Annotated in this window: 23 protein-coding genes and 1 tRNA gene; 14 read left to right on the top strand and 10 right to left on the bottom strand. The window is 69.8% G+C overall.

Going from position 1 to position 21,235, the window contains the following annotated elements; genetic code table 11:
* Window positions 1–36: 36 nt before the first annotated feature.
* On the bottom strand, window positions 37–684 hold the full coding sequence (locus BIU99_RS08135) for a TetR/AcrR family transcriptional regulator (protein WP_071260718.1): 648 nt from the start codon (window positions 682–684) through the stop codon (window positions 37–39).
* Between the two features lie 146 nt (window positions 685–830).
* Here BIU99_RS08135 and BIU99_RS08130 point away from each other — a divergent pair, with 146 nt between their 5' ends.
* The 4 genes from BIU99_RS08130 to BIU99_RS08115 all read left to right on the top strand — a co-directional run bounded on the left by BIU99_RS08130 (window position 831) and on the right by BIU99_RS08115 (window position 5,875).
* Window positions 831–1,745, top strand: coding sequence for an NUDIX domain-containing protein (locus BIU99_RS08130; RefSeq protein ID WP_071260716.1), 915 nt, complete (start codon window positions 831–833; stop codon window positions 1,743–1,745).
* Between the two features lie 100 nt (window positions 1,746–1,845).
* On the top strand, window positions 1,846–2,334 hold the full coding sequence (locus BIU99_RS08125; protein ID WP_071260715.1) for an NfeD family protein: 489 nt from the start codon (window positions 1,846–1,848) through the stop codon (window positions 2,332–2,334).
* A 46-nt stretch (window positions 2,335–2,380) separates the two neighbouring features.
* A complete protein-coding gene (locus BIU99_RS08120) occupies window positions 2,381–3,901 on the top strand; it encodes a flotillin family protein (RefSeq protein ID WP_064295482.1) in 1,521 nt (506 codons plus the stop codon).
* Window positions 3,902–4,180: 279 nt separating this feature from the next.
* Window positions 4,181–5,875 carry a long-chain-fatty-acid--CoA ligase gene (locus tag BIU99_RS08115; RefSeq protein WP_071260742.1) on the top strand — a complete coding sequence of 565 codons (1,695 nt, stop codon included), beginning with the start codon at window positions 4,181–4,183 and terminating at the stop codon, window positions 5,873–5,875.
* 83 nt (window positions 5,876–5,958) lie between these two features.
* On the opposite strand, the gene BIU99_RS08110 is transcribed toward BIU99_RS08115, so the two are convergent.
* Entirely contained in the window at window positions 5,959–6,159 is a 201-nt protein-coding gene (locus tag BIU99_RS08110) for a hypothetical protein (protein ID WP_071260713.1), read from the bottom strand.
* A 231-nt stretch (window positions 6,160–6,390) separates the two neighbouring features.
* On the opposite strand from BIU99_RS08110, the gene BIU99_RS08105 reads away from it, so the two are divergent.
* A tRNA-Pro gene (locus tag BIU99_RS08105) sits at window positions 6,391–6,467 on the top strand.
* A 63-nt stretch (window positions 6,468–6,530) separates the two neighbouring features.
* Here the strand turns inward: BIU99_RS08105 and BIU99_RS08100 are convergent.
* Window positions 6,531–6,905 carry a helix-turn-helix domain-containing protein gene (locus BIU99_RS08100; RefSeq protein ID WP_071260711.1) on the bottom strand — a complete coding sequence of 125 codons (375 nt, stop codon included), beginning with the start codon at window positions 6,903–6,905 and terminating at the stop codon, window positions 6,531–6,533.
* Window positions 6,906–7,024: 119 nt separating this feature from the next.
* Between BIU99_RS08100 and BIU99_RS08095 the strand changes: the two genes are divergently transcribed.
* Window positions 7,025–7,390: a DoxX family protein gene (locus tag BIU99_RS08095; protein ID WP_071260709.1), complete on the top strand. Its 366-nt coding sequence runs from the start codon at window positions 7,025–7,027 to the stop codon at window positions 7,388–7,390.
* A 34-nt stretch (window positions 7,391–7,424) separates the two neighbouring features.
* Here the strand turns inward: BIU99_RS08095 and BIU99_RS08090 are convergent, their stop codons facing one another.
* Window positions 7,425–8,387: a zinc-dependent alcohol dehydrogenase family protein gene (locus BIU99_RS08090; RefSeq protein ID WP_071260707.1), complete on the bottom strand. Its 963-nt coding sequence runs from the start codon at window positions 8,385–8,387 to the stop codon at window positions 7,425–7,427.
* Between the two features lie 86 nt (window positions 8,388–8,473).
* Between BIU99_RS08090 and BIU99_RS08085 the strand changes: the two genes are divergently transcribed.
* Window positions 8,474–9,103, top strand: a complete 630-nt coding sequence (locus BIU99_RS08085) for a TetR/AcrR family transcriptional regulator (RefSeq protein ID WP_139205381.1) — start codon at window positions 8,474–8,476, stop codon at window positions 9,101–9,103.
* A gap of 15 nt (window positions 9,104–9,118) precedes the next feature.
* Here the strand turns inward: BIU99_RS08085 and BIU99_RS08080 are convergent, their stop codons facing one another.
* Window positions 9,119–9,517: a glyoxalase/bleomycin resistance/extradiol dioxygenase family protein gene (locus tag BIU99_RS08080; protein WP_071260706.1), complete on the bottom strand. Its 399-nt coding sequence runs from the start codon at window positions 9,515–9,517 to the stop codon at window positions 9,119–9,121.
* Window positions 9,518–9,613: 96 nt separating this feature from the next.
* Between BIU99_RS08080 and BIU99_RS08075 the strand changes: the two genes are divergently transcribed.
* Window positions 9,614–10,603 (top strand): YafY family protein, encoded by a 990-nt coding sequence (locus BIU99_RS08075; protein WP_071260704.1) that lies wholly within the window; start codon window positions 9,614–9,616, stop codon window positions 10,601–10,603.
* A 121-nt stretch (window positions 10,604–10,724) separates the two neighbouring features.
* Here BIU99_RS08075 and BIU99_RS08070 read toward each other — a convergent pair whose 3' ends face one another.
* Entirely contained in the window at window positions 10,725–11,645 is a 921-nt protein-coding gene (locus BIU99_RS08070) for an SDR family oxidoreductase (RefSeq protein ID WP_071260738.1), read from the bottom strand.
* A gap of 174 nt (window positions 11,646–11,819) precedes the next feature.
* Here BIU99_RS08070 and BIU99_RS08065 point away from each other — a divergent pair, with 174 nt between their 5' ends.
* Window positions 11,820–12,677 carry a helix-turn-helix transcriptional regulator gene (locus BIU99_RS08065; RefSeq protein ID WP_071260703.1) on the top strand — a complete coding sequence of 286 codons (858 nt, stop codon included), beginning with the start codon at window positions 11,820–11,822 and terminating at the stop codon, window positions 12,675–12,677.
* 161 nt (window positions 12,678–12,838) lie between these two features.
* Window positions 12,839–13,399, top strand: a complete 561-nt coding sequence (locus BIU99_RS08060; protein ID WP_071260701.1) for an NADPH-dependent FMN reductase — start codon at window positions 12,839–12,841, stop codon at window positions 13,397–13,399.
* A gap of 121 nt (window positions 13,400–13,520) precedes the next feature.
* Here the strand turns inward: BIU99_RS08060 and BIU99_RS08055 are convergent, their stop codons facing one another.
* From BIU99_RS08055 to BIU99_RS08045, 3 genes are read right to left on the bottom strand one after another with little or no spacing between them, the layout of a single operon-like run.
* Entirely contained in the window at window positions 13,521–13,844 is a 324-nt protein-coding gene (locus BIU99_RS08055) for a YciI family protein (RefSeq protein ID WP_071260699.1), read from the bottom strand.
* A 44-nt stretch (window positions 13,845–13,888) separates the two neighbouring features.
* Window positions 13,889–15,301, bottom strand: coding sequence for an NAD(P)/FAD-dependent oxidoreductase (locus tag BIU99_RS08050; RefSeq protein ID WP_071260698.1), 1,413 nt, complete (start codon window positions 15,299–15,301; stop codon window positions 13,889–13,891).
* Window positions 15,298–15,924 (bottom strand): dihydrofolate reductase family protein, encoded by a 627-nt coding sequence (locus BIU99_RS08045; protein WP_064295470.1) that lies wholly within the window; start codon window positions 15,922–15,924, stop codon window positions 15,298–15,300. Before BIU99_RS08045 ends, BIU99_RS08050 begins: the two co-directional genes overlap by 4 nt.
* Before the next feature lie 185 nt (window positions 15,925–16,109).
* Here BIU99_RS08045 and BIU99_RS08040 point away from each other — a divergent pair, with 185 nt between their 5' ends.
* Window positions 16,110–16,595, top strand: a complete 486-nt coding sequence (locus tag BIU99_RS08040) for a glutathione peroxidase (RefSeq protein ID WP_071260696.1) — start codon at window positions 16,110–16,112, stop codon at window positions 16,593–16,595.
* 21 nt (window positions 16,596–16,616) lie between these two features.
* On the opposite strand, the gene BIU99_RS08035 is transcribed toward BIU99_RS08040, so the two are convergent.
* A complete protein-coding gene (locus BIU99_RS08035; RefSeq protein WP_071260694.1) occupies window positions 16,617–17,489 on the bottom strand; it encodes an oxidoreductase in 873 nt (290 codons plus the stop codon).
* 103 nt (window positions 17,490–17,592) lie between these two features.
* Here BIU99_RS08035 and BIU99_RS08030 point away from each other — a divergent pair, with 103 nt between their 5' ends.
* From BIU99_RS08030 to solA, 3 genes are all read left to right on the top strand, one after another.
* Window positions 17,593–18,180, top strand: coding sequence for a PadR family transcriptional regulator (locus BIU99_RS08030; RefSeq protein WP_369808452.1), 588 nt, complete (start codon window positions 17,593–17,595; stop codon window positions 18,178–18,180).
* A gap of 61 nt (window positions 18,181–18,241) precedes the next feature.
* On the top strand, window positions 18,242–19,945 hold the full coding sequence (locus BIU99_RS08025) for an AarF/ABC1/UbiB kinase family protein (protein WP_071260736.1): 1,704 nt from the start codon (window positions 18,242–18,244) through the stop codon (window positions 19,943–19,945).
* 129 nt (window positions 19,946–20,074) lie between these two features.
* Window positions 20,075–21,235, top strand: coding sequence for an N-methyl-L-tryptophan oxidase (solA, locus tag BIU99_RS08020; protein ID WP_071260692.1), 1,161 nt, complete (start codon window positions 20,075–20,077; stop codon window positions 21,233–21,235).

The following is a 21,235-nucleotide window of genomic DNA, read 5'->3' as shown; positions in this document are numbered from 1 at the left end:
TGGTCCCGGGCCTTCGTCGTCCTGGTCGAGGCGTGGTCAGGGGCGAGCGAGGGCGGGCTCGTCCGCTGGCGCCGAGGCGGGCTCGTGTTGGGCCTGGAACGGCCACCAGCTCGGGAGCAGCTCGCCGATGACCTCGAGGAACGACGCGATGTCGCGTGGTGCAGGGGTGTCGAGCCAGACGCGGAACGCCGCGACGGAGCCCGCGGCGACGAAGTGCGCTGCCGATCGCGTGAACAGCTCGCGCTGCTCCTCGCTCAGACATTCGGCGTGGGGGAGGGTGATCGCCCCGCGCTCGAAGATCTCGAGCACCGTCGAGGTGAAGACGCGGTTGAGCATCGGCTGCAGACTCGCACCGATGAGGTCGTCGCCGAGACCGACGCGGTAGATGTCGGCGCGCTCGTCGATGTGGCGGAGCGCGGCGACTGTGGCGCTGGTGATCGCCGCCGGGGCGTCGTCCGCGGAGACGGTCGCCAGGTGGGTCATGCTCAGTTCCGTGAGCTCCTCGGCGAGGACCGATTCGAGCAGTTCGCACGGCGCCGCCGCGTGCTGGTAGAAGGTCGATCGGTTGATGCCGGCGCGTGCGGCGATCTCCGAGACGGAGATCTCGGAGGTGGGGCGTTCGGCGGCGAGTTGCAGGATCGTGCGCGCGAGCCGTGCCCGCGTCCGGCGTTGACGTGCATCCATGAGGGTCCTTCGCGTGGGTTCGGTGCGGCGGGCGCGAGCGCTGCCGATGCAATACTGGAGTTCAATATATAACATATTCTGCACGTGGTGTGGAGATGACGGTGGGCAAGGGGGTGCCGCCCAGCGTTTCGTGCCAGGCTGGTCCAATGACTGATGCGCATCCTCCCGGCGGCCCCCTCCGGGACGCCGGGGATGCCTGGGTCGAATCCGGGGACGGCCGCAAGTTCTGGGGGAGGTTCGGTGCAGCAGGACTCCTCGTGCACGATCGGGCGCGCGGCGTGCTGTTGCAGCACCGGGCCGGTTGGAGCCACTTCGGCGGCACCTGGGGCATCCCGGGAGGCGCGCGTCACCAGTTCGAAAGCGCTGTCGACGGTGCGGTCCGCGAGTCGCACGAGGAGGCGGGTGTCCCCGCCGAGTCGATCGAGCTGCGGTTCGACTCCGTGCTCGATCTCGGGTTCTGGTCGTACACGACGGTGATCGTCGAGGCGGTCGAGCCGTTCGAGCCCGTGGTGTCCGACCCGGAGAGCATCGCTCTCGCCTGGGTGCCGCTCGCCGAGGTCGAGACCTTGCCTCTGCACCCTGGCTTCGCCGATTCGTGGCCCGGCCTGCGGTCACAGCTCGAGCGCCGCGTCACGGTCGTCGTCGACGTCGCGAACGTCGTCGGCTCGCGACCCGACGGGTGGTGGAAGGACCGTGCGGGTGCCGCACAGCGGTTCGTCGCGCGCCTCGGCCGCCTCGCGCACGAGGGTCTCGACGCCCAGGCGCTCGACCTCGACTTCAACCGCTGGTGGCCGGCCTACGTCGCCGTCGTGGAAGGACAAGCCCGCGGCGTCCACACCGATGACAGCGTACGAGAGCCCGGGCACGAACTGCGGGTCGGCGTCTCGATCGTCGACGCGGCGGGGAGTGGCGACGACGCGATCGTGGACGTCGTCCGTGAACTCGACGGGGCGGTCGTCGTGGTCACCTCGGACCGCGGGTTGCGCGAACGCGTCGAGCGTCTGGGCGCGACGACGCGCGGCGCCGGCTGGCTGACGGAGCTGCTCGACGCAGTGGGCTGAGGGCCGCTGCAGTCGCTCCACAGGGGCCCGCAGCCCGTCGCCGCCGTGACGGGAGACCGCTTTCCTGCACGTCGCCTGGGCGTTCAGTAGGGTTGGTGGCATGACCCTGTTCATCATCGTCGGCGCCGTCGGTCTCGTGATCGTCCTCATCTCCCTGGTCTTCGGTGAGATCTTCGACTTCCTGGACGGGGCGGTCTCGGCCACCGCGTTGGGGAGCGCGTTCACCGTCTTCGGCGCCGTCGGCGCGATCGTGCTGGCGAACGGGTTGCCCGTCTGGTCCGCCTACGTCATCTCGGCCGTCATCGGTGTCCTCGTGCTCGTCGGCGTCCAGCTGATGATCCGGAGCTTCAAGCGTTCGGAGGACGGCACGCCGAGTTCACCGCTCGGTCTCTACGGGGTCGCCCGGTCGACCATCTCGGCGTCCTTCGGCGAGGTGAGCCTCGACGGCCCGCACGAGATCGAGACGCGCCTCGCGTTCTCCGACACGCGGATCGAAACGGGCAGCCGGATCCGCGTGGTCGAGCTCCAGGGTTCCCGCGTGAAGGTCGAACCCGCGTCGAGCGGAGCCGCTGCCGACACGCGGCCCTGATTCCATCCATCCACCAGCACGCCCTCGAGGGGAAGGCACCTGCCCCATGGACTTCATCACCACCAACATCACGGTGATCGCCGTGATCGCACTCGTCGTGGTGGCGCTCGCGATCGTCGCGTTCGTCGCCGGACGCATCAAGCGCGTGCCGCCGAACCAGGCGCTCGTCATCGTCGGTCGGGGGGCCGGCGCCAAGACGGGTGAGCCCGACGGCGGTCAGCGCGTCGTCATCGGTGGGCGGGTGTTCATCTGGCCGATCCTGCAGCAGGGCTTCCCGATCTCGCTCGAGCAGCGTCAGATCGGCATCGTCGTGGAGGGTGTCGACACCAACTTCATCAAGGTCGCCATCCAGGCGAGCGTGAACTTCAAGGTCTCCGGCACGCCGGAGGGTGTGCGCCGTGCCGCGCAGCGCTTCCTCTCCCAGCAGGGGTCGCTGACGCAGATCATCCAGCAGTCCCTCGAAGGGTCGCTGCGTTCCATCATCGGCAACATGCCGATCAAGGAGATCATCTCCAATCGCAACGCCCTGTCCGAAGCGGTGGTCGAGGCGACCAAGACGGATCTCGCCGAGCAGGGCCTCCAGGTCGACCTGCTGAACATCTCCGACATCTCGACGCCGGGCACCAACTACCTCGCCGACCTCGGGCGCGCGGAGAACGCGCTCGCCCGGCAGAACGCCGAGATCAAGGAGGCCGAGACCGCTCGTGCCTCCGAGTTCGCGCGGATCGAGGCGGCGGAGCAGGTCGCGGAGCGTCAGAAGGCGCTGAGCCTCAAGCAGGCGACGATCAAGGCGGAGACCGACCGCGCGAACGCCGAGGCCGAGGCCTCCGGTCAGCTGGCCACGGCGCAGCAGGACCGTCTGGTCGCGGAGCAGGAGCGTGAGGCGCTCGCCGAGAAGGCGAAGGTGGAGCAGGAACGCCTCGACATCGAGGTGCGCAAGCCGGCCGAGGCCGACGCCTACGCGACGGTCCAGCGCGCGCAGGCGGCCCGAGACGCAGCCAATGCCGCGACGGAGGCCGACGCGTTCAAGCGCAAGACCATCGCCGAGGCCAACAAGGTCGCGGCCGTGCAGGACGCCCAGGCCGCTGCGGAGTCCGTGCGCCTCGCCGGTACCGCTGAGCGCGACAAGCAGATCGCGCTGGCCGAGGGTATCCGCGCCCAGGGTGACGCGAAGGCGTCGGCCGTGGCCGCGGAGGGTCTGGCCGAGGCTGAGGCGATCGACGCGAAGGCGGAGGCGTTGAAGAAGTACGGTGAGGCCGGACTCGCGTCCGAGATCATCGCTCGTCTGCCTGAGATCACGCGCGCCGTGTCCGAGCCGCTCGGCAACATCTCGAACCTCACGGTCATCTCGACCGAGGGTGCGTCGGCCGTCACGAAGACGGTCGGCCAGGTCGTCAGCGAGGTGCCGAAGGTCGTCAAGGACATCACCGGGCTCGACCTGTCCGCCCTCCTGGGTGGGGTCGCCGGTGGCGCACTGGGGGAGAACCTCCAGCAGGCGATGTCCGACAACGCCGCTGCGGCCGCGAAGCGTCAGCCGAAGACGCCCGCGTCGCCCGACGCCGTCTGAGTCGTTCGATCCTCGGGAGCCGGTCGCCTTCGGGTGGCCGGCTCCTGGCGTTGTTCCACCGTTCCTCGGGCGATTCACCGGTGTCGGTTTGGAGCTTGTCAAGCAGTCCGGTCGCATCCCCGGTCGGGCATACGCGCCCGCCTAGGGTGGAGGCATGCGTGCGGTGCGCGCGGTGTCATCTGGAGGATCATCGTGGACCATCGAGGAAACACAGCCGAGCAGCGCGAGGGCGAGCAGTCGTCGGAGCCGACCGAGGCCGGAGAGGCACAGCGTCAGCGTCTGGCCGAACGGCCGTGGTTGTCGTCCTACGCCAGTGGCGTGCCAGCCGACATCGACGAGGTCACCGAGACGCTCGTCGACCTGCTCGACACCTCGGTCAAGCGTTTCGGTGATCGCATCGCCCTCGAGTTCTTCGGTGCGGAGACCAGCTACAGCGAGCTCGGCGAACAGGTCGCGCGAGCGGCCGAAGGGCTTCGCAAGCTCGGTGTGAAGCCGGGCGACCGCGTGGCCCTCGTGCTGCCGAACTGCCCGCAGCACGTCGTCGCGTTCTACGCGGCGCTCCGGCTCGGCGCGACGGTCATCGAGCACAACCCGCTCTACACGGCTCGGGAGCTGCGGCATCAGTTCGAGGACCACGGTGCGCACGTCGCGATCGTGTGGGACAAGGTCTACGACCTCGTCGCCGACCTCCCGGCCGACGTGATGCGCGGGCGGATCGTCTCGGTCGACATCACCCAGGCCCTGCCGTTGTCCAAGCGGCTGGCGCTCCGGCTGCCGGTGAGGCGTGCGCGCGAGTCGCGTGCGGCGATGACCGCGACACCGTCGGCGAAGCACGTGCTTCCGTGGGAGCGGCTGATCGGCGGACGGAAGCTGTCGAAGCGGGTCGTGCGTCCGACGCTCGACGACACCGCGCTCCTGCAGTACACGAGCGGGACGACGGGGGCGCCGAAGGGTGCCATCCTCACGCACCGCAACCTGCGGGCAAACGCGGCGCAGGGACGCGCCTGGGTGCCGGGCCTGAGCGAGGGTGGCGAGATCTTCTACGGCGTGCTGCCGCTCTTCCACGCCTATGGCATGACGCTGTGCCTGACGTTCGCGATGAGCATCGGGGCGCGGCTCGTGCTGTTCCCGAAGTTCGACCTGGAGCTGGTGCTCACGGCGGCGAAGAAGTCGCCGCCGACGTTCCTGCCGGCGGTGCCGCCCATCTACGACGCGTTGTCGCGTGCGTCGAGCCGCAAGGGCGTCGACCTGACGAGTGTGCGCTTTGCGATCTCCGGTGCGATGAGCCTGCCGGTGTCGACGGTGACGCGGTGGGAGGAGGCGACCGGCGGTCTGCTCGTCGAGGGCTACGGGATGACGGAGTCGTCGCCGGTGGCACTCGGCAACCCGATTGGTCCGTCGCGTCGGCCGGGCACTGTGGGAGTGCCGTTCCCGAGCACGGAGATCCGCGTCGTCGACCCCGAGAACCCGGCGGTGGATCGTGCGGCGGGGGAGTCGGGCGAGCTGCTGCTCCGTGGCCCGCAGGTCTTCCAGGGGTACTGGGGTCGTCCGGACGAGTCGCGCGAGGCGTTGCTCGAGGGTGGCTGGTTGCGGACCGGTGACATCGTGACGGTGTCGGCGGACGGCTTCGTGACCGTCATCGACCGGGTGAAGGAGCTCATCATCACCGGTGGGTTCAACGTGAGCCCGTCCGAGGTGGAGGAGACGCTCCTGTCGCACCCGGACGTCGAATCGGCCGCTGTGGTCGGCCTGCCGCGCGACTCCGGTGGCGAGGACGTGACGGCCGCGGTGGTCATGCGTGCCGGGACGGTGTTCGACGCCGGCTCGCTGCGCGACTACTGCCGGACCCGCCTCACGGCGTACAAGGTGCCCAAGCGGGTCGTGCAGCTCGACGAGCTGCCGACGTCGCTCATCGGCAAGGTGCTGCGACGCAAGGTGCGCGACCAGCTCGTCGCGGACCGCAAGGCCGAGTAGCGCTGCGGTCCCGTCGGGCACGTGCCCGTCCTCGCGGCACGTCATGCAAGGCGTGCCGCGGGTGCTTCGGCGTGCCGCAGTGGTCAGCCGCGGGACTCGGGGTGCAGCCAGTGGCGCACGACCGGGATGAGCAGTGACAGCGCGACGAAGGTGATGGCGCCGCCGATGACGGCGTCGTCGATCGGCGTGTTGCGGCTGACCTGGACGATGCCGGAGCCGATCGCGACGGGCAGGGCGGTGAGGGCCGCGACGCGGACCTCTTTCCAGTAGTGGCTGTAGCGCATGGGGTCCTCCATCGGGTGGCCGGATCGGTCCGTTCGTCCTGTCACGCGGGTGCGGACGAGTCACGGTAGCGTGCCCCGTCCGGGGGCGGGCAGGGGAGACCTCCCACCCGACGAGTGCGGCCTGTCCGAGGCTTGTCTGGGCCGATCTGCCGTCCCCGGAGTCGTGTCACGGAGCGCTCTCGGAATCCGCTAGACTGTTCGAGTTGTCTTCTCCGCCCGCGGGGATGGCATCGGGCTGTGGCGCAGCTTGGTAGCGCACTTGACTGGGGGTCAAGGGGTCGCAGGTTCAAATCCTGTCAGCCCGACCATGAAGTCCCGGAAACCATCTGGTTTCCGGGACTTTTTCCGTTGGTCCGCACCCCGCCCGGCGCTCAGGACCGCTCGTCGAACGCCCTGCGGCTCGCCTCGATCGTCGGGACGTGCTCACCGGCCCACTCGGCGAGCGCCACCGCGTGCGGGATGAGCGATTCGGCGAGGTCGGTCAGCTCGTACTCGACCCGTGGCGGCACTTCGGCGAAGGTGGTGCGGGTGACGAGGCCGTCACGTTCCAGGTTCCTGAGGGTGAGGGTGAGCATGCGTCGGGAGATGCCCGGGATGCGCTGCTCGAGCTCGGTGAACCGGAACGGGCCGTCATGGAGCGTCGCGATGAGGAGGAGCGCCCACTTGTCGGCGATGCGGTCGAGCAGTGAGCGGATGGCCTTGCCCTGGTCGCCCCGGACGGAACACAGCCTCTGGTAGCGGAACACGGCACCCCTCGCGGCTCGGTCACACGCGTGTGCCTTTTGTACGCCGGTCCGATCCGGTCCACACTTGCGTTGGTTACCTATCGTAACCATCAACGCACACACGCACTCGGAGGTTGCACATGGTCATCGCCTACTGGATCGTCGCAGGACTGCTCGCGGTCCTGTACCTGTACTCGGGCGGCATGAAGCTCGTGCGCTCGGCGAATCAGTTGCGCCCCATGATGGCCTGGGTCGACACCATGCCGCTGTGGACCGTCCGCGTGATCGGCGCCCTCGAGATCCTGGGCGTGGTCGGCCTCATCCTGCCACCGCTCGTGGGCGTCCTCACCTGGTTGACCGTCGCGGCCGCGGTCGGCCTCGTCCTCGTGCAGATCGGTGGCATCACCGTTCACGTGCGTCGCGGCGAGTTCCGGGTCCTCGGGCTGAACGCCGCCCTGCTCGTGCTCGCCGCCGTCGAGATCTGGCTGGCGACGATCTGGCTGTAGCGGTGGCGGATCGGTGCCTGCCTCGTCAGCCGACTCAGGGCACGAGCACGACGCGCCCGAACACGTCCCCGGCGTCCATGAGACGGTGCGCCTCGGCTGCATCGCTCAGCGGCAGGGTGTCGTGGATCACCGGCGAGAGCGCGCCTCGGACGGCGTCGTCGAACACCTCGGCTCGCACCCGGGCGAGTTCCTCGCGCGGCACGGTGTCGAGGCTCAGCGTTCCGAAGGTGATCGATCGGCGGAAGCCGGCCAGCAGCGCCGTGCCGAAGTCGGCAGGCGGGAACCCGCCCACCACGCCCACGGCGATCAGGCGGCCGTTCGGCGAGAGCCGCTCGATGAACCGGGGGAGGTCGGGGCCGCCGACGATGTCGAGGATGACGTCGAACTCCACCGGGGCGTCCTCATCGCCCGCGCCGGAGCGGTCGAGCACGTGGGTTGCACCGAACGCCCGCAGTCGCTCCCCGCGTTCCGGGGACGACGTGGTGACGGCGATGACCCCGGCGCCGGCACGAGCGGCCAGCTCGACGCCGGCCAGGCCGATACTCCCGGCGGCGCCGCGCACGAGGACGGATTCGCCCTCGGTCAGGCGAGCGCGTTCGAGCGCGAAGTGCGCGACCGGGAACGCGCTGCCCAGCGTGACCGCCTGGACGGACGTCAGGTCGGACGGCAGCTCGACGATCTCGTCGGCGCGCGCGGTCACGTACTCGGCGTACGCACCCGAGGTCCCCGTGAACGCCCAGACCCGTCGACCGACCCACGCGGGATCGACGTCCGGCCCGGTCGCGGTGATGACGCCAGCGGCTTCACTCCCCGGGATCATCCCCGAGTCGCGAGCGGCTTGGGCGATCCCTCCCCGGCGGATCACGACGTCGACCCCGCCGACGCCGGCGGCCTCCGTTCGAACGAGGACCTCACCGGCCCCGGGCGTGGGGACGGGCAGGTCCGTCACCTCCATTCCACTCGGGTCGCCGAAGGTGCGGATGATCACTGCGCGCATGGGTGCACTCCGTTTCACGGCGGGGGATCTGACCCGCCTCCCGAAACGTAACGGACGCACCCGTCCACTTGAGTAATGTGAGACACATGTCCGCGACACTGCCTCAGAACCTGCGTTCCGACGCGCAGGAGAACCGTGACCGCGTCCTCGCCGCAGCCCGCGATCTGTTCGGGACGGACGGCCTCCACGTGACGATGCGGGAGATCGCCCGCCGAGCCGGTGTCGGGCCGGCCACCCTCTACCGACGGTTCCCGACCAAAGCCGATCTCGTCAGGGCCGCCTTCGTGGACGAGCTCGGCGCCTGCCGCTCGATCGTGGTCGACGCCCTCGCGGACGCAGACCCCTGGCGTGCCTTCCGCGGCATCATCGAGGAGGTCCTGGTCCTCAACGCCCGCAACCAGGGGTTCACGGACGCGTTCCTCGCCGCCTACCCGGATGCCGTCGACTTCCGGACCCAGCGCGAACAGGCCGTGCGCGCGATCACCACCGTCGCTCGTCGCGCCATCGACGCCGGCGCGCTGCGCGCGGACTTCGTCCTCGACGACTTCCTCGTGGTCCTGCTCGCGGCTCGCGGACTCTCACGTACGACGGAGACGGAGCGCGTCCGAGCTGCACGACGCTACGCCGCACTCGTGATCGACGGCCTGCGTGCGTCAGACCGGCACGAAGCGCTCCCGCCAGCGCCGCGACTCATGTCGAGCGTCATCCCGGCGTAGCCGGCAGGTGCAGGTTCACGATCCGACGCGTTCACCGGCGTCAGTGGTGATCGGGGTGAAGACGTTGACGAGGTTGCCGTCGGGGTCGCGGAACAGCAGCGACCGGTTGCCCCACGGCATGTCCGTCGGTTCGTTCACGAACGTCTCCACGACGCCCTGCAGCCTCGTGTAGACCGCGTCGACGTCCTCGACGAGTAGATCGAGGATGACGGATCGGTTGGCTCGCGGTGCGGCGGCGTCCTCGCCCAACAGCGGGATGGTCGCCGAACTGGCGATGGCGAGCGTGCCGGTGTCGGTGCGCACCTCGGCGAACAACGGGTGCAATCGTGCCGCGGTCGCACCGGTGACCCGTTCGTAGAACGCGACCAGGGTGTCGACGTCGTCGGTGATGATCCGGGTGGCTGCGAGGTGCATGCGTGTCTCCTTGGCTGGTGGTCTTCCCCCACAGGTGCGGGGCGGTGACGACGATAGAGCCAATACCGGACTGTTTTCGCCCGGTATTCTCATGAGATGGGACATGCCGGCTCGCCGACTGCTCGAGCGCTGCAATTGCTCGAGCTGCTGCAGTCCGCGGAGATCCGCAGCGTGCCAGAGCTCGCCGAGCGGTTGGGCGTGGACGAACGGACCGTGCGCCGCTCCGTGCAGCGTCTCGTGGATATGGATGTCCCGATCGAGTCGGTGCGCGGTCGCTACGGCGGGTACCGCCTCGCCGTCGGCCGACGGGTGTCGCCGATCATGCTCACTGACGAGGAAGCGGTCGCCGTCTTCCTCGGCCTGAGTGAAGCCCAGTCGTCCTCGGACTCCCCGGATCTCGCAGCGCAGATCGCCCTCGCGAAGATCCGACGATCCCTCCCGGCCGTATCCGTGGACCGCCTCGAGGCGGTCCTGCAGGCCGCAGCACGGAGGCCGAAGCGCCACGACGTGCCCGACGCGGGCGTCCTGCTCACCGTGTCGGACGCGATCCGAGCGAGACGCCCCGTGGAACTGCGCTACTGCGACGCGGAGGACACGCCCTCGCGTCGCACGGTGCATCCGTTCGACCTGCTCGTCCATGCCAGTCGTTGGTACCTGGACGCGTTCGACGTCGAGCGAGCGGAGGAGCGCACCTTCCGGGTCGACCGCATCCGATCGGCGCGGACGCTGCCCGGCGTCGTCTCGGGCCCGGGTGCTCGAGCGGAGCGCCCTCCACTCGTCGATCGCTTCGCGGGGGCGGACTACCGATGGCACGTCCGGTTGCGCATCCAGGCGAGCGTCCCGCAGATCCGGGCCCACTTCCCGGAGAGCGTGGCCGTCGTGGAGTCGATCGATGACGCACCCACCTGGCATCGGGTCTCGATCCGAGCCAAACGCCTCGACTGGCTTCCAGCGGTGATCGCCGGGCTGGGGGATCATGCGGTGATCGTCGACGAACCCGAGGATCTCCGCGAACTCCTCCACGCGACAGCGACGCGGATGCTCCGCATCGCACGCGGCGCGGATGGGACGCCTCCGCTCCCGTAGGGCGCGACCATGCGAATCACGTCGAAGCACGCCGCTGGTCGCCCGGGGTGGCGGTGACTGTTACGGGTTCCAGCGGGCGTGCTCGGAGCGCCGGCCGTCCGACCAGCGCCCAGCCGCCGCGTCACCGTCCGATGAGCCGCTCGGATTCGTCCCAGAGGCGACGGGCGTCGTCCAGGTTCCGCATCGGCGGCCAGAGTGCCGGGAGGAGCGCGGGTCGGCCACCCATCGTGCGGACCGGGCCGTAGAACTCGTCGCCTCGCGCGGTCGGTGCCGTCGCGGCCATGAGCGCGGGCTGAGCGGCGCTCGACACCGTGCCTGCGACGCCGAGGCGTGAGAGCAGGCGGACCACACGACGGGCTCCGGTGTCGCGCTGTCGGCCCATGCCCGGCTGGGCGGCCAACAGGTTGGTGGGGGAGACGCCGGGGTGCGACAGATTGCTGGAGACACCCCAGCCGCCGGCTCGGCTCCGAGCATCGAGTTCGCGGGCGAACAATGCCACGGCGATCTTGGACTGCTGATAGGCCCGCATCCCGTCGTAGGTGCTCTTCCAGTCGAGGTCGTCCCAGTTGATCGATCCGCTCCGGGCGGCGATGCTCGTCTGGTGCGTGACGCGCGCTCCACCGGCCTTGAGCAGCGGTAGCAGACCAAGGGTCAGCGCGAAGTGGCCGAGGTGGTTGACACCGAACTGCAGCTCGAAGCCGTCCCGCGTCTCCTGCCGCTCGGGCGGCGTCATCACGCCGGCGTTGTTGATGAGCAGGTCGATCGCGCGGTCCTCGGCGGTGAGCTGCTCGACGAGCGCTGTGACGGAATCCAGGGAGGCGAGGTCCAGACTGCGGACCGACACCGTCGCGCCGGGAACCGCTGCACGGATGCCGTCGGCGACGTGCGCGCCCTTCGTGGTCGAGCGCACGGGCAGGACGACCTCGGCACCCGCCCGGGCGAGCTCGGTCGCGATGACCCGTCCGAGGCCGTCGCTCGCGCCGGTGACGACGGCGAACGACCCGGTCAGGTCGGGGATGGTGAACGCGGGTGTTCTTGGCATGGTCGTTCCTTCGTCGTGGGTGTCGCCGTGGTCCGGCGTGTGGGAACCACTCTCGACGGTCGGTTTCGGCCGGTCCAGGACCGGCTCATCCACTGATCGGCGATCCGTGGCTGGCACCGCTCTCGCACGATAGAAAGGAGGTCCACGGACCGCTGCACGACGAGGAGACGCGACATGATCGATCGGCACGGCCTGGCGACCTTCCTCAGCCACCGTCGGCACCAGCTGCAGCCGGAGGACGTCGGGCTTCCGCGCGGTCCGCGGCGACGGACGGACGGCCTCCGCCGGGAGGAGGTCGCGGCGCTCTGCAACATGTCGACCGACTACTACGCGCGGCTCGAGCGAGGCGTCGGGCCTCAGCCGTCCGAGCAGATGATCGCGGCGATCGCGCAGGGCCTGCGCCTCTCCCTCGACGAACGGGACCACGTCTTCCGGTTGGCCGGGCGCACGCCTCCCGCGCGTGGAGCGCACGGCGACCACGTCGGCCCAGGTCTGTTGCGGATCCTCGACCGCCTGCAGGACACCCCCGCCGAGATCATCAACGAACTCGGCGAGACGCTTCGCCAGACCCCGATGTCCGTCGCACTCAACGGCGACGCCTCCCGGTTCACCGGGGACGACCGGAGCCTGGGCTACCGGTGGTTCACCGACCCGACCGCGAGCGCGGCCTACGCGCCCGCCGATCGCCTGCTGCTCTCGCGCGTGTACGCCGCTGGGCTCCGCGAGGTCGTCACGATGCGCGGTCCCGGATCGCGTGCGGAACGACTCGCGAACGCACTGCTGGAACGGAGCGAGGACTTCCGCGAGTTGTGGGCCGCGCAGGAGGTCGGTCTCCGGCCGACGGAGGTCAAGCGGTTCCTCCACCCCGAGGTCGGCGAGCTGGAACTGCACTGCCAGACGCTGCTGGACCCCGGGCAGTCACACCGGCTGCTCGTCTACACGGCCGAGCCCGGGAGTGAGAGCGCCGAGAAACTCCGACTCCTCGCCGTCATCGGCGCGCAGACCCTGCCAAGCGGGCCGGCCGTCTCCTGAGCACGACGCCGGGGTTCGCCGGTCCCAGCACGCCCGGAGCCCTTCGGCAAGCCCCACCGCGGATGGGGACGCCTACCCGGCCTCCCGGCTACAGTGCGAGCCAAGCACCACCACGTCTCGTGCTTCGCGGGACGGGCACGCACATCGAAGGAGAGCACCCCATGTCAGACCTCCGAATCGCCATCATCCTCGGCAGCACCCGCCCCGGCCGAAACGGCAAGGCAGTCGCCGACTGGGTCGTCGAGCAAGCCGCCGGTCGGAGCGCGAGCTACGAGCTCATCGACCTGCTCGACCACCCGCTGCCTCTCCTCGACGAGCCGACGCCGCCGTCGTTCGGGGCATACGAGAACGAGCACACGAAGGCCTGGGCGGCGACGATCGCGCCCTACGACGGGTTCGTCTTCGTCACGCCCGAATACAACCACTCCACGTCCGCCGTCCTGAAGAACGCCATCGACTACCTGTACGCCGAGTGGAACAACAAGGCCGCCGCGTTCGTGGCGTGGGGGAGCCTCGGCGGTGCCCGCGCGATCGAACACCTTCGCGGCATCAGCGCGGAACTGCAGATCGCGGATGTACGGCAGCAGCTGAGTTTCTCGCTCTTCACCGACTTCGAGGACTTCAGCACCTTCACGCCCGGGCCCCAGCACACCGAAGCCGCCGGGGTGCTGTTCGACCAGCTCGAGGCGTGGGCAGGCGCGCTGAAGCCGCTGCGCGCCTGATCGAAGGATCGAACGCTCGGCGATTCCGCCTCCCTCGTCGGCCCGAGGTCAATGGGTCAACGCCGGCGGGCTCCTGAGACCGGCGGTCGGCGCCTGGGTGTCCGCTCAGCCCGTCGGCTTCCTACGCGCCCGGGAACGGGCGCAGCTCGAGGCGGCCGTTGCGGGCCATCGGGTGGCGGGCGGCGATGTCGATCGCCTCATCGAGGTCGGCGCATTCGAGGATGTCGAAGCCCCAGAGCGTGTCGGTCGCTCCCGGGATCGGTCCGTTGGTGACGAGTCGCTCACCGGCGCGCACACGGACGCCGCGCGCCTCGCTCGGATCCAGCACGTCGCCGAGAAGACGACGCCCCGTCGTGTCCAGCTCCTGGACCCCGTGGTCGACGTCCGCGTCATCGGCTGGCTCGTCGGGCACGGGGTCCGTGAGGACGAACATCATGAATCGCATACGTTTCCTCTCCTTCGACGCTCGCGAGAGCGCACTCGTGGTCGTCATCGGACCGGGTCGACGACCGGTACTGCGCTCTCGTCGCGCCAGAGGGTCTCGATGGGAATCGACCGACCGAGGACGCGCTCGGCGGCCCGGTGGCCGGAGTGCAGGGCCGCTGTGACGGTCGCCGGGTCGTCGGTCCACGTCGCCTCACCCGCGAGGTGGAGGACGTCGCCGACCGGGGTCGCGAGGGCGTCGTGGTCCGCGGTCGTCGAGCCGACGGTCATGTAGGCGTAGGACCCGCGGGAGAACGGGTCGTCCTGCCACCGGGTGACGTGCACCTCCGTCGGCTCCTCGACACGGTCGCCGTACAGACGCCGCAGTTGGTCGAGGATCGACTCCACGACGCGCGACTCGTCCCAGTCCCGGATCTCCACGGCCGTCGGGCCGGCGGCGAACGTCAGCAGGGTCGGGGCGCCGTGCGCCGTCGTCAGGTCGTACCAGGAGTGCCACCGGCGACCCTCCGGCCCCTGTTGGCGGATCGCGTACACGTCGTCGTCCCAGAACCGCCGCTCGAACCGGAGGAACACCTTCTCGAACGCGTTCATCCGCAACCGGGAGAGCGCCCCGGCGACCGGCTCCGGCAGCGGGGGATCGATCGCGAACTCTTTCGACTGCAGGACCCCGACGGGCACCGTCACCACCACCGAGCCCGCGCGCAGCACCACCTCGCCCGTCGGTCCCTGTGCGGAGACCTCGACGCCGTCCGTGGACCACCGCACATTCGTCACCACGTGCTCCAGGCGCACGTCGAGCCCCTCGGCCAGCCGTCGCGGGAGCACGTCGTAGCCGTCGGGGAACACGACCTCGTCACCGTCGATCGCGTCGTCGTCGAGCCCGTGCGCCGCGAGGTCCTCGATCCACGCGCCGTACTGCTCCTCCGAACGATGCTCCAGGTACTCACGGACCCGCTGCACCCGCTCGGTTTCCCACGCCTGCAGGGCGAGTGCCGCCTCGGTCACGTCACGGTACGACGCGTCCGGAGCAGACTCGGCGACGACACCGAGCAGCGTCGCATCGAGGGCATGGACGTCCTCGGCGAAACCGCGAGCCTCGGCGTCCGACAGGCGCCTGCCGTCGGGACCGTAGTACGCGATCGGTCGGCTGTCCGGCTGGTAACCACCGACGGTGAACTCGACCGTCCGCATCCCGAACGCCTCTGCCGCCGCGGCGACCGCGCTGTCATCGACACCGTGCACCCATGAGGCGCCGAGATCGGTCACCCGGCCGTCGCGACGTTCGGTCGACACCCGCCCGCCGACCCGGTCGCGGGCCTCGACGACGACCACCGCGCGTCCGGCGGCCGCGAGCAACCGTGCGGCGACGAGCCCCGCGACGCCGGCACCGACGACGACCGTGTCGAAGCGGGTGTCTGCTTCGGGCCGCTGCGCCGATGCCTCGTCCAACGCGCTCATCGCGGGTCGCCCATGTCGCCGGTGGCCGGTGTGCCGTCGATCCGTTCGTAGCGAAGGTGGACGGTCCCGGCGGGGGAAGTGGTCGCGGGGCCGAGCAGGCGCAGTGTGGACGGGACCGTGCCGGTCGCGAAGACGCGCTTCCCGGTGCCGAGCGTGATCGGGTACACCCAGAGGTTCAGCTGATCGAAGAGCGCGTCGGCCAGCAGGGTCTGCACGAGGTCGAGGCTGCCGATGACGTGGATCTGTGAGTGACGCTCGCGAAGAGCTCGAACGGCCTGGGGGAGGTCCGGTCCGAGCTGCGTCGAGTTCGCCCACCCCAGCTCCTGCGGCTCGCGTGATGCGACGTACTTCGGCAGTCGGTTGAAGAGCCTCGCGATGCCGTCGTCCTGGCCACCCTCCTGGTGCGGCCAGTACCCGGCGAAGATGTCGTAGGTCCGGCGCCCGAGCAGGAGGGCGTCCATACCCACCATGCCGGCGTCGATCTGCTCCCCGTCGACCTCGTCGATGAGCGGCGCCTGCCAGCCACCGAACGCGAACCCGTCGCTGGGGTCCTCCTCGGGCCCGCCGGGTGCCTGCGCGACGCCGTCGAGGGTCATGAAGAGGTCGATGTGGATGCGTCCCATGTCCTGCTCCGATCTGCTGCACTCACGATCCACCGGCGGGCAGGCGGTGTCAACGCCTGTCGGCTGGGAACGCCCTGCCGAAAGGGCGCCGGTCGCGCCCCGGGCGAGTAGCGTTCGGAGTGGATCCGCTTGCGCACACCAGTGCACGGGCAGGACGTCGTTCGACAGATGAGAGGCATCACACCATGACCGATCTGGACACCATCCCCGTCACCACCCTCGACGGCCGGGACACGACCCTCGCGGAGTGGGACGGGAAGGCCAAACTCGTGGTCAACGTCGCGAGCCGCTGCGGCCTCGCACCGCAGTACGAGAAGCTCGAGGCACTCCAGAAGCAGTACGCCGACCGCGGCTTCACGGTGATCGGGTTCCCGAGCAACCAGTTCCTGCAGGAGCTCGGCGACAACGAGAAGATCGCCGAGTACTGCTCGGCCACCTGGGGCGTCACCTTCCCGATGATGGACAAGGTGAAGGTCAACGGCCGCAACCGGCACCCGCTCTACCAGGAGCTCGTGAAGACCGCCGACGCGAACGGCAAGGCGGGCAACGTCAAGTGGAACTTCGAGAAGTTCCTCATCGCGCCCGACGGGACCGTTCACCGCTTCCGTCCGACGACCGAGCCGGACGCCCCCGAGGTCATCGCCGCGATCGAGGAGAGCCTTCCCGCGTGACGCCGAGACGGCCGGGAGCGCTCACCGGTAGGTGACTCCGGTGAGCGCCTCGGCCGTCTTCCAGAGCTCGGCGGCGACGTGCTCGTCGCGGGCCGCCGAGGTCCGGCCGACCGGCTTCGGACCACCACGCATCTCCCCGAAGCCGCTCGGACCGTAGTAGCCGCCGGGCTCGACGTCGGGCGAGGTCGCCGCATACAGCGTCGGAAGTGCACCCATGTCCGCGCTCTGACCGAGGAGCCGAGTTCCCCATGCGAGGAGCGGACCCTGCGCGGACTCGGTGTGCGACTGGAGCTCGGTCGACGCGAAGCCGGGGTGCGCGGCCACGGACAGCACCGAGGACCCCTCCGCCGTGAGGCGTCGCTGCAACTCGGCCGAGAACATCAGGTCGGCGAGCTTCGACTGGCCGTAGGCCGACCAGCGTCGATACGTCCGGTTGCGCCAGTTGAGATCGGCCAAATCGATCTTGCCGGCCCGGTGCGCGGCACTCGACAGCGTCACGACCCGCGTGGTGATGCGGTCGATCAGGAGGCCGGTGAGTGCGAAGGGCCCGAGGAAGTTCGTGCCGATCTGCATCTCGAAGCCGTCGGTCGTGCGGCGTTCGGGGACCGCCATGACGCCCGCGTTGTTGATCAGTACGTCGACCCGCTCGACCCCGTCGGCGAATCGACGGACGGACGCCAGGTCGGCGAGATCCAGTTGCCGCACCTCGACGTCGCCGGTCATCGTCGCCGCCGCCCGCGCGCCCTTCTCGGTGTCGCGGCAGGCGAGGATCACGGCGGCACCGCGGGCGGCGAGCTCGCGGGCCGTCACCGCGCCGATCCCGCTGTTCGCACCGGTCACGATCGCGACGCGGCCATGCTGGTCGGGGATGTCTGCTGCGGTCCAGGGGCTCATGAGGGCGACGTTACGCCATCACGATCTTCCGATTACACATATCGTTCACAGCTTCACCGATATATCGTTGAGCATCGTTCACGTACGACGGAGGAGAGCAATCATGGGTGGATTCCCAAGCGGTGGCGCAGGATTCGGTGGCGCAGGGTTCGGTAACGGTGGAGGCTTCGGCAGCGGAGCCGGCTTCGGGACCGACGGCATGTGGCAGATGATGGAACAGCTGCGTTCGAAGTTCGAGAAGAGCGCCGGCTCCCGTGTCGGCCGCGGCGACGTCCGCTCCGCCGTGCTGGCCCTCCTGGCCGAGCAGCCGATGCACGGCTACCAGATCATCCGCGAGATCGAAGAGCGCAGCGGCGGCTCCTGGAAGCCCAGCGCAGGCTCGGTGTACCCGACGCTGCAGCTCCTCTCCGACGAGGGCATCATCACGGCCGAGGAGTCGGGCGGTCGCAAGACCTACGCGCTGACCGAAGCCGGTCGCGACGAGGTCGCCGAGTCCGGGGCGTCCGCTCCGTGGCAGAACGCCGACTCGTCCGACCACCCCGGCTTCACCGCCCTGCCGAAGGCCGGTGTCGAGCTGGCCCAGGCCGCAGCCCAGGTCGGCCGCACCGGAACGCCCGAGCAGGTCCAGCAGGCCGTCGCCATCCTCGACGACGCTCGCAAGCGCCTCTACGCGATCCTCGCCCAGGACTGACCGAGTGTCGTCGACCGGCGGGACGCCCAGCGACACGGCGTCCCGTTTCGGCGAGCTCCCCTTGAGCGGGCGGGCCGGCGTTCCAGCCGGTCCGCCCGCTCATGGGCGTGCCCGGTACCGTCGCATCCTCCGCTTCGCGAGCTGGCACCTGGCCGCCGCCTGGTGGTTCGAGATCGTCCTGCCGCGGTTCGGACTCATCAAACTGACGGAGCGGACCCGCACTCGCCGCATGCAGAAGTTCGCACGACGCTTCCACGTGCTCGCCGTCGACCTCGGCGGCCTCATGATCAAGGTGGGCCAGTTCATGTCGTCGCGCCTCGACGTGCTCCCGCCGGAGATCACGAAGGAGCTCGAAGGCCTGCAGGACGAGGTCCCGCCCGTCGCCTTCCCTCGCATCCGCGCGCTCGCCGAGTCGGAACTCCGCGTGCCGCTCTCGCAGGTCTTCGCCGGCATCGACGAACGTCCCGTGGCAGCAGCCTCGCTCGGACAAGCGCACCGCGCCATGCTCGCGCCGGCGCTCGCTGCCGACACCGGGCTCGACGCCGTCGTGCTCAAGGTCCAGCGGCCGGGCATCGACGAGATCGTCGCAGTCGACCTCGCCGCCCTCCGCAAGGTGGGCGGCTGGCTGCGCCGTGTCCGGCTCGTCTCCGACCGCGTCGACATGCCCGCACTCGTCGAGGAGTTCGCCGCGACGAGCCTCGAAGAGATCGACTACCTCCATGAGGCCGCGAGTTCCGAGCGGTTCGCCGTCGATTTCGCCGGGGACGACCGCGTCTCCGTGCCCGCGGTGGTGTGGGAGCGAACGACCCAGCGCGTCCTGACGCTCGAAGACGTCACCGCCATCAAGATCACCGACGCGGACGCCCTGCGCGCCGCCGGCATCGACCCGGTCGACGTGGCACCCGTGTTCGCAGCCGTCATGTTCGACCAGCTCTTCACCAACGGCTTCTTCCACGCCGACCCGCATCCCGGCAACATCTTCGTGACGCCCGTCGACGCCGCCCCGGGGGAGCGACCCTGGAAGCTGACGTTCATCGACTTCGGGATGATGGGCGAGGTTCCACCGAACACGAGGCGCGGCCTCCGGAAGCTCCTCATCGCCGCCGCATCGCGCGACGGCAAGGGCCTGGTCGACGCGATCCGCGACCTCGGCGTCCTCCTGCCCTCGGCCGACACGACCGAGCTCGAGCGGGCCATGACCGCACTGTTCGGACGCTTCGGCGGCATGGGGTTCGCAGAACTGCGCGACGTCGACCCGAAGGAGTTCCGAGACTTCGGCAACCAGTTCAGCGAGGTCATCCGCACGCTGCCGTTCCAGCTGCCCGAGAACTTCCTGCTCATCATCCGTGCGATCTCGCTCACCTCCGGTGTCTGCAGTGCCCTCGATCCCGAGTTCAACCTCTGGGACTCCGTCGAGCCCTACGCCGCGCAGCTGCTCCGTGACGAACGCGGCAACGTCGTCCAGGACTTCGGTCGCGAGGCACTCGACATCGCCACGGTCGCCGTCCGCCTGCCGAAGCGTCTCGACGCGGTCATCACGCGGGTGGAAGCCGGCGCGGTCGCGACCACCAACCCGAGACTGGAACAGCGGATCGCGCGGCTCGACCGCACGACGGGCCGGGTCGTCTCCGCCGTGCTGTTCGCCGCGCTCCTCGTCGCTGGAGCCGTCCTCCGAGCCGACGACGCCGTGCTCGGCACCGTCTTCATGGTGGTCTCCGTCGTACCGCTCCTCCACGCACTGTTCTCGGGGCGACGCGGCCGCTGACCCGGCGTGCGGTCGTCGCCACGGCACATTCCTGACGCGAAAACCTGGGTCATCGGTCCATAGGCCGGTCTCCGGAGCTCCAGCACACTTGCCTGAATCGATCGGGCAAGCACGAAGGAGCACCACCGGATGGAATCGTTCGACGTCGCGGTTGTCGGCATGGGAGCTCTCGGCAGTGCCGCCGCCTACCACCTCGCCCGTCGGGGCGCAAAGGTCGTCGCCTTCGAGCAGTTCGAACTCGGGCACGTCCGCGGCGCCTCGCACGACACCTCGCGGATCGTCCGGACGTCGTACGGGGCTCCGCAGTACGTGCGACTCGCGCAGTCGGCGTACCGCGACTGGGCTGACCTCGAGCAGGAGTCGGGCGAACGGTTGCTCACCATCACGGGTGGCGTCATCTTCCTGCCGGTCGACGGCCCCTACTCGGCCACCGACTTCACCGCGGCCCTGGATGAGTGCGGGGTGCCGCACGAGCTGCTGACGCCGGTCGAGGTGCAGGCGCGCTGGCCGCAGTTCCGGATCCCCGAGAACGTGGAGACGGTCTACACCGCCGACACCGGCATCGCCCACGCGGCCCGTACCGTCGCGACGCTCCAGCTCCGTGCTCGGGCGCTCGGGGCGGACATCCGCGACCGCACCCGGGTCGACGCACTCACCCCTGACGGAGCCGGCGTCGTCGTGCAGACCTCCAGCGGGCCGGTGCGTGCCGGCAAGGTCGTCCTCGCCGCCGACGCCTGGGCGAACGAGCTGCTCGAGCCGCTCGACGCGGCGATCCCGCTCGACGTGATGCAGGAGCAGATCACCTACTTCCGCCCGTCCGATGCCGAGCAGCTCGATTGCGAGCGGTTCCCGGTGTGGATCTGGGAGGACGAGGAGTGCTACTACGGCTTCCCGACCTTCGGGGAACCGACCGTGAAGGCCGCACGCGACGTCTCGGAGAACCGCATGTCGCCGGCGGAGCGCACCTTCGTCCCGTCGCCGGAGCTCACCGGGCAGCTGGCCGACTTCATGGCGGACCTCGTGCCGGCGTCGGGCCGCGAGCTCCGCACGGTGACGTGCCAGTACGCGCTCACCCCGGACCGGAACTTCGTCCTCGGCCCGCTCGAGGAGCACCCGGACGTCATCGTCGCCCTCGCTGCCGGTCACGGCTTCAAGTTCACGCCCGCGTTCGGACGCATCCTCGCGGAGCTCGCACTCGACGGGCGGACGAGCGACGACATCTCGAGCTTCGCCCCGTCCCACGCCCGCAGCGCCGACCGCGTCTCACCGATGCCGACCTCCGTGAGCTGA

Source organism: Plantibacter sp. MMLR14_011, from assembly GCF_001865025.1.
Taxonomy (GTDB): Bacteria; Actinomycetota; Actinomycetes; order Actinomycetales; family Microbacteriaceae; genus Plantibacter; species Plantibacter flavus_A.
This window is presented reverse-complemented; position numbering and strand designations above follow the sequence as displayed.

What these genes read in the sequence shown, in the direction of transcription:
- BIU99_RS08095 (WP_071260709.1), top strand. Translation starts at nt 7,025, where the DNA reads ATGGTCATCGCCTACTGGATCGTCGCAGGACTGCTCGCGGTCCTGTAC.
- BIU99_RS08080 (WP_071260706.1), bottom strand. Translation starts at nt 9,517, where the DNA reads ATGCACCTCGCAGCCACCCGGATCATCACCGACGACGTCGACACCCTG.
- BIU99_RS08075 (WP_071260704.1), top strand. Translation starts at nt 9,614, where the DNA reads ATGGGACATGCCGGCTCGCCGACTGCTCGAGCGCTGCAATTGCTCGAG.
- BIU99_RS08110 (WP_071260713.1), bottom strand. Translation starts at nt 6,159, where the DNA reads ATGCGCTACAGCCACTACTGGAAAGAGGTCCGCGTCGCGGCCCTCACC.
- BIU99_RS08060 (WP_071260701.1), top strand. Translation starts at nt 12,839, where the DNA reads ATGTCAGACCTCCGAATCGCCATCATCCTCGGCAGCACCCGCCCCGGC.
- BIU99_RS08050 (WP_071260698.1), bottom strand. Translation starts at nt 15,301, where the DNA reads ATGAGCGCGTTGGACGAGGCATCGGCGCAGCGGCCCGAAGCAGACACC.
- BIU99_RS08055 (WP_071260699.1), bottom strand. Translation starts at nt 13,844, where the DNA reads ATGCGATTCATGATGTTCGTCCTCACGGACCCCGTGCCCGACGAGCCA.
- BIU99_RS08030 (WP_369808452.1), top strand. Translation starts at nt 17,593, where the DNA reads ATGGGTGGATTCCCAAGCGGTGGCGCAGGATTCGGTGGCGCAGGGTTC.
- BIU99_RS08090 (WP_071260707.1), bottom strand. Translation starts at nt 8,387, where the DNA reads ATGCGCGCAGTGATCATCCGCACCTTCGGCGACCCGAGTGGAATGGAG.
- BIU99_RS08085 (WP_139205381.1), top strand. Translation starts at nt 8,474, where the DNA reads ATGTCCGCGACACTGCCTCAGAACCTGCGTTCCGACGCGCAGGAGAAC.
- BIU99_RS08035 (WP_071260694.1), bottom strand. Translation starts at nt 17,489, where the DNA reads ATGAGCCCCTGGACCGCAGCAGACATCCCCGACCAGCATGGCCGCGTC.
- BIU99_RS08130 (WP_071260716.1), top strand. Translation starts at nt 831, where the DNA reads ATGACTGATGCGCATCCTCCCGGCGGCCCCCTCCGGGACGCCGGGGAT.
- BIU99_RS08065 (WP_071260703.1), top strand. Translation starts at nt 11,820, where the DNA reads ATGATCGATCGGCACGGCCTGGCGACCTTCCTCAGCCACCGTCGGCAC.
- BIU99_RS08120 (WP_064295482.1), top strand. Translation starts at nt 2,381, where the DNA reads ATGGACTTCATCACCACCAACATCACGGTGATCGCCGTGATCGCACTC.
- BIU99_RS08045 (WP_064295470.1), bottom strand. Translation starts at nt 15,924, where the DNA reads ATGGGACGCATCCACATCGACCTCTTCATGACCCTCGACGGCGTCGCG.
- solA (WP_071260692.1), top strand. Translation starts at nt 20,075, where the DNA reads ATGGAATCGTTCGACGTCGCGGTTGTCGGCATGGGAGCTCTCGGCAGT.
- BIU99_RS08135 (WP_071260718.1), bottom strand. Translation starts at nt 684, where the DNA reads ATGGATGCACGTCAACGCCGGACGCGGGCACGGCTCGCGCGCACGATC.
- BIU99_RS08070 (WP_071260738.1), bottom strand. Translation starts at nt 11,645, where the DNA reads ATGCCAAGAACACCCGCGTTCACCATCCCCGACCTGACCGGGTCGTTC.
- BIU99_RS08125 (WP_071260715.1), top strand. Translation starts at nt 1,846, where the DNA reads ATGACCCTGTTCATCATCGTCGGCGCCGTCGGTCTCGTGATCGTCCTC.
- BIU99_RS08040 (WP_071260696.1), top strand. Translation starts at nt 16,110, where the DNA reads ATGACCGATCTGGACACCATCCCCGTCACCACCCTCGACGGCCGGGAC.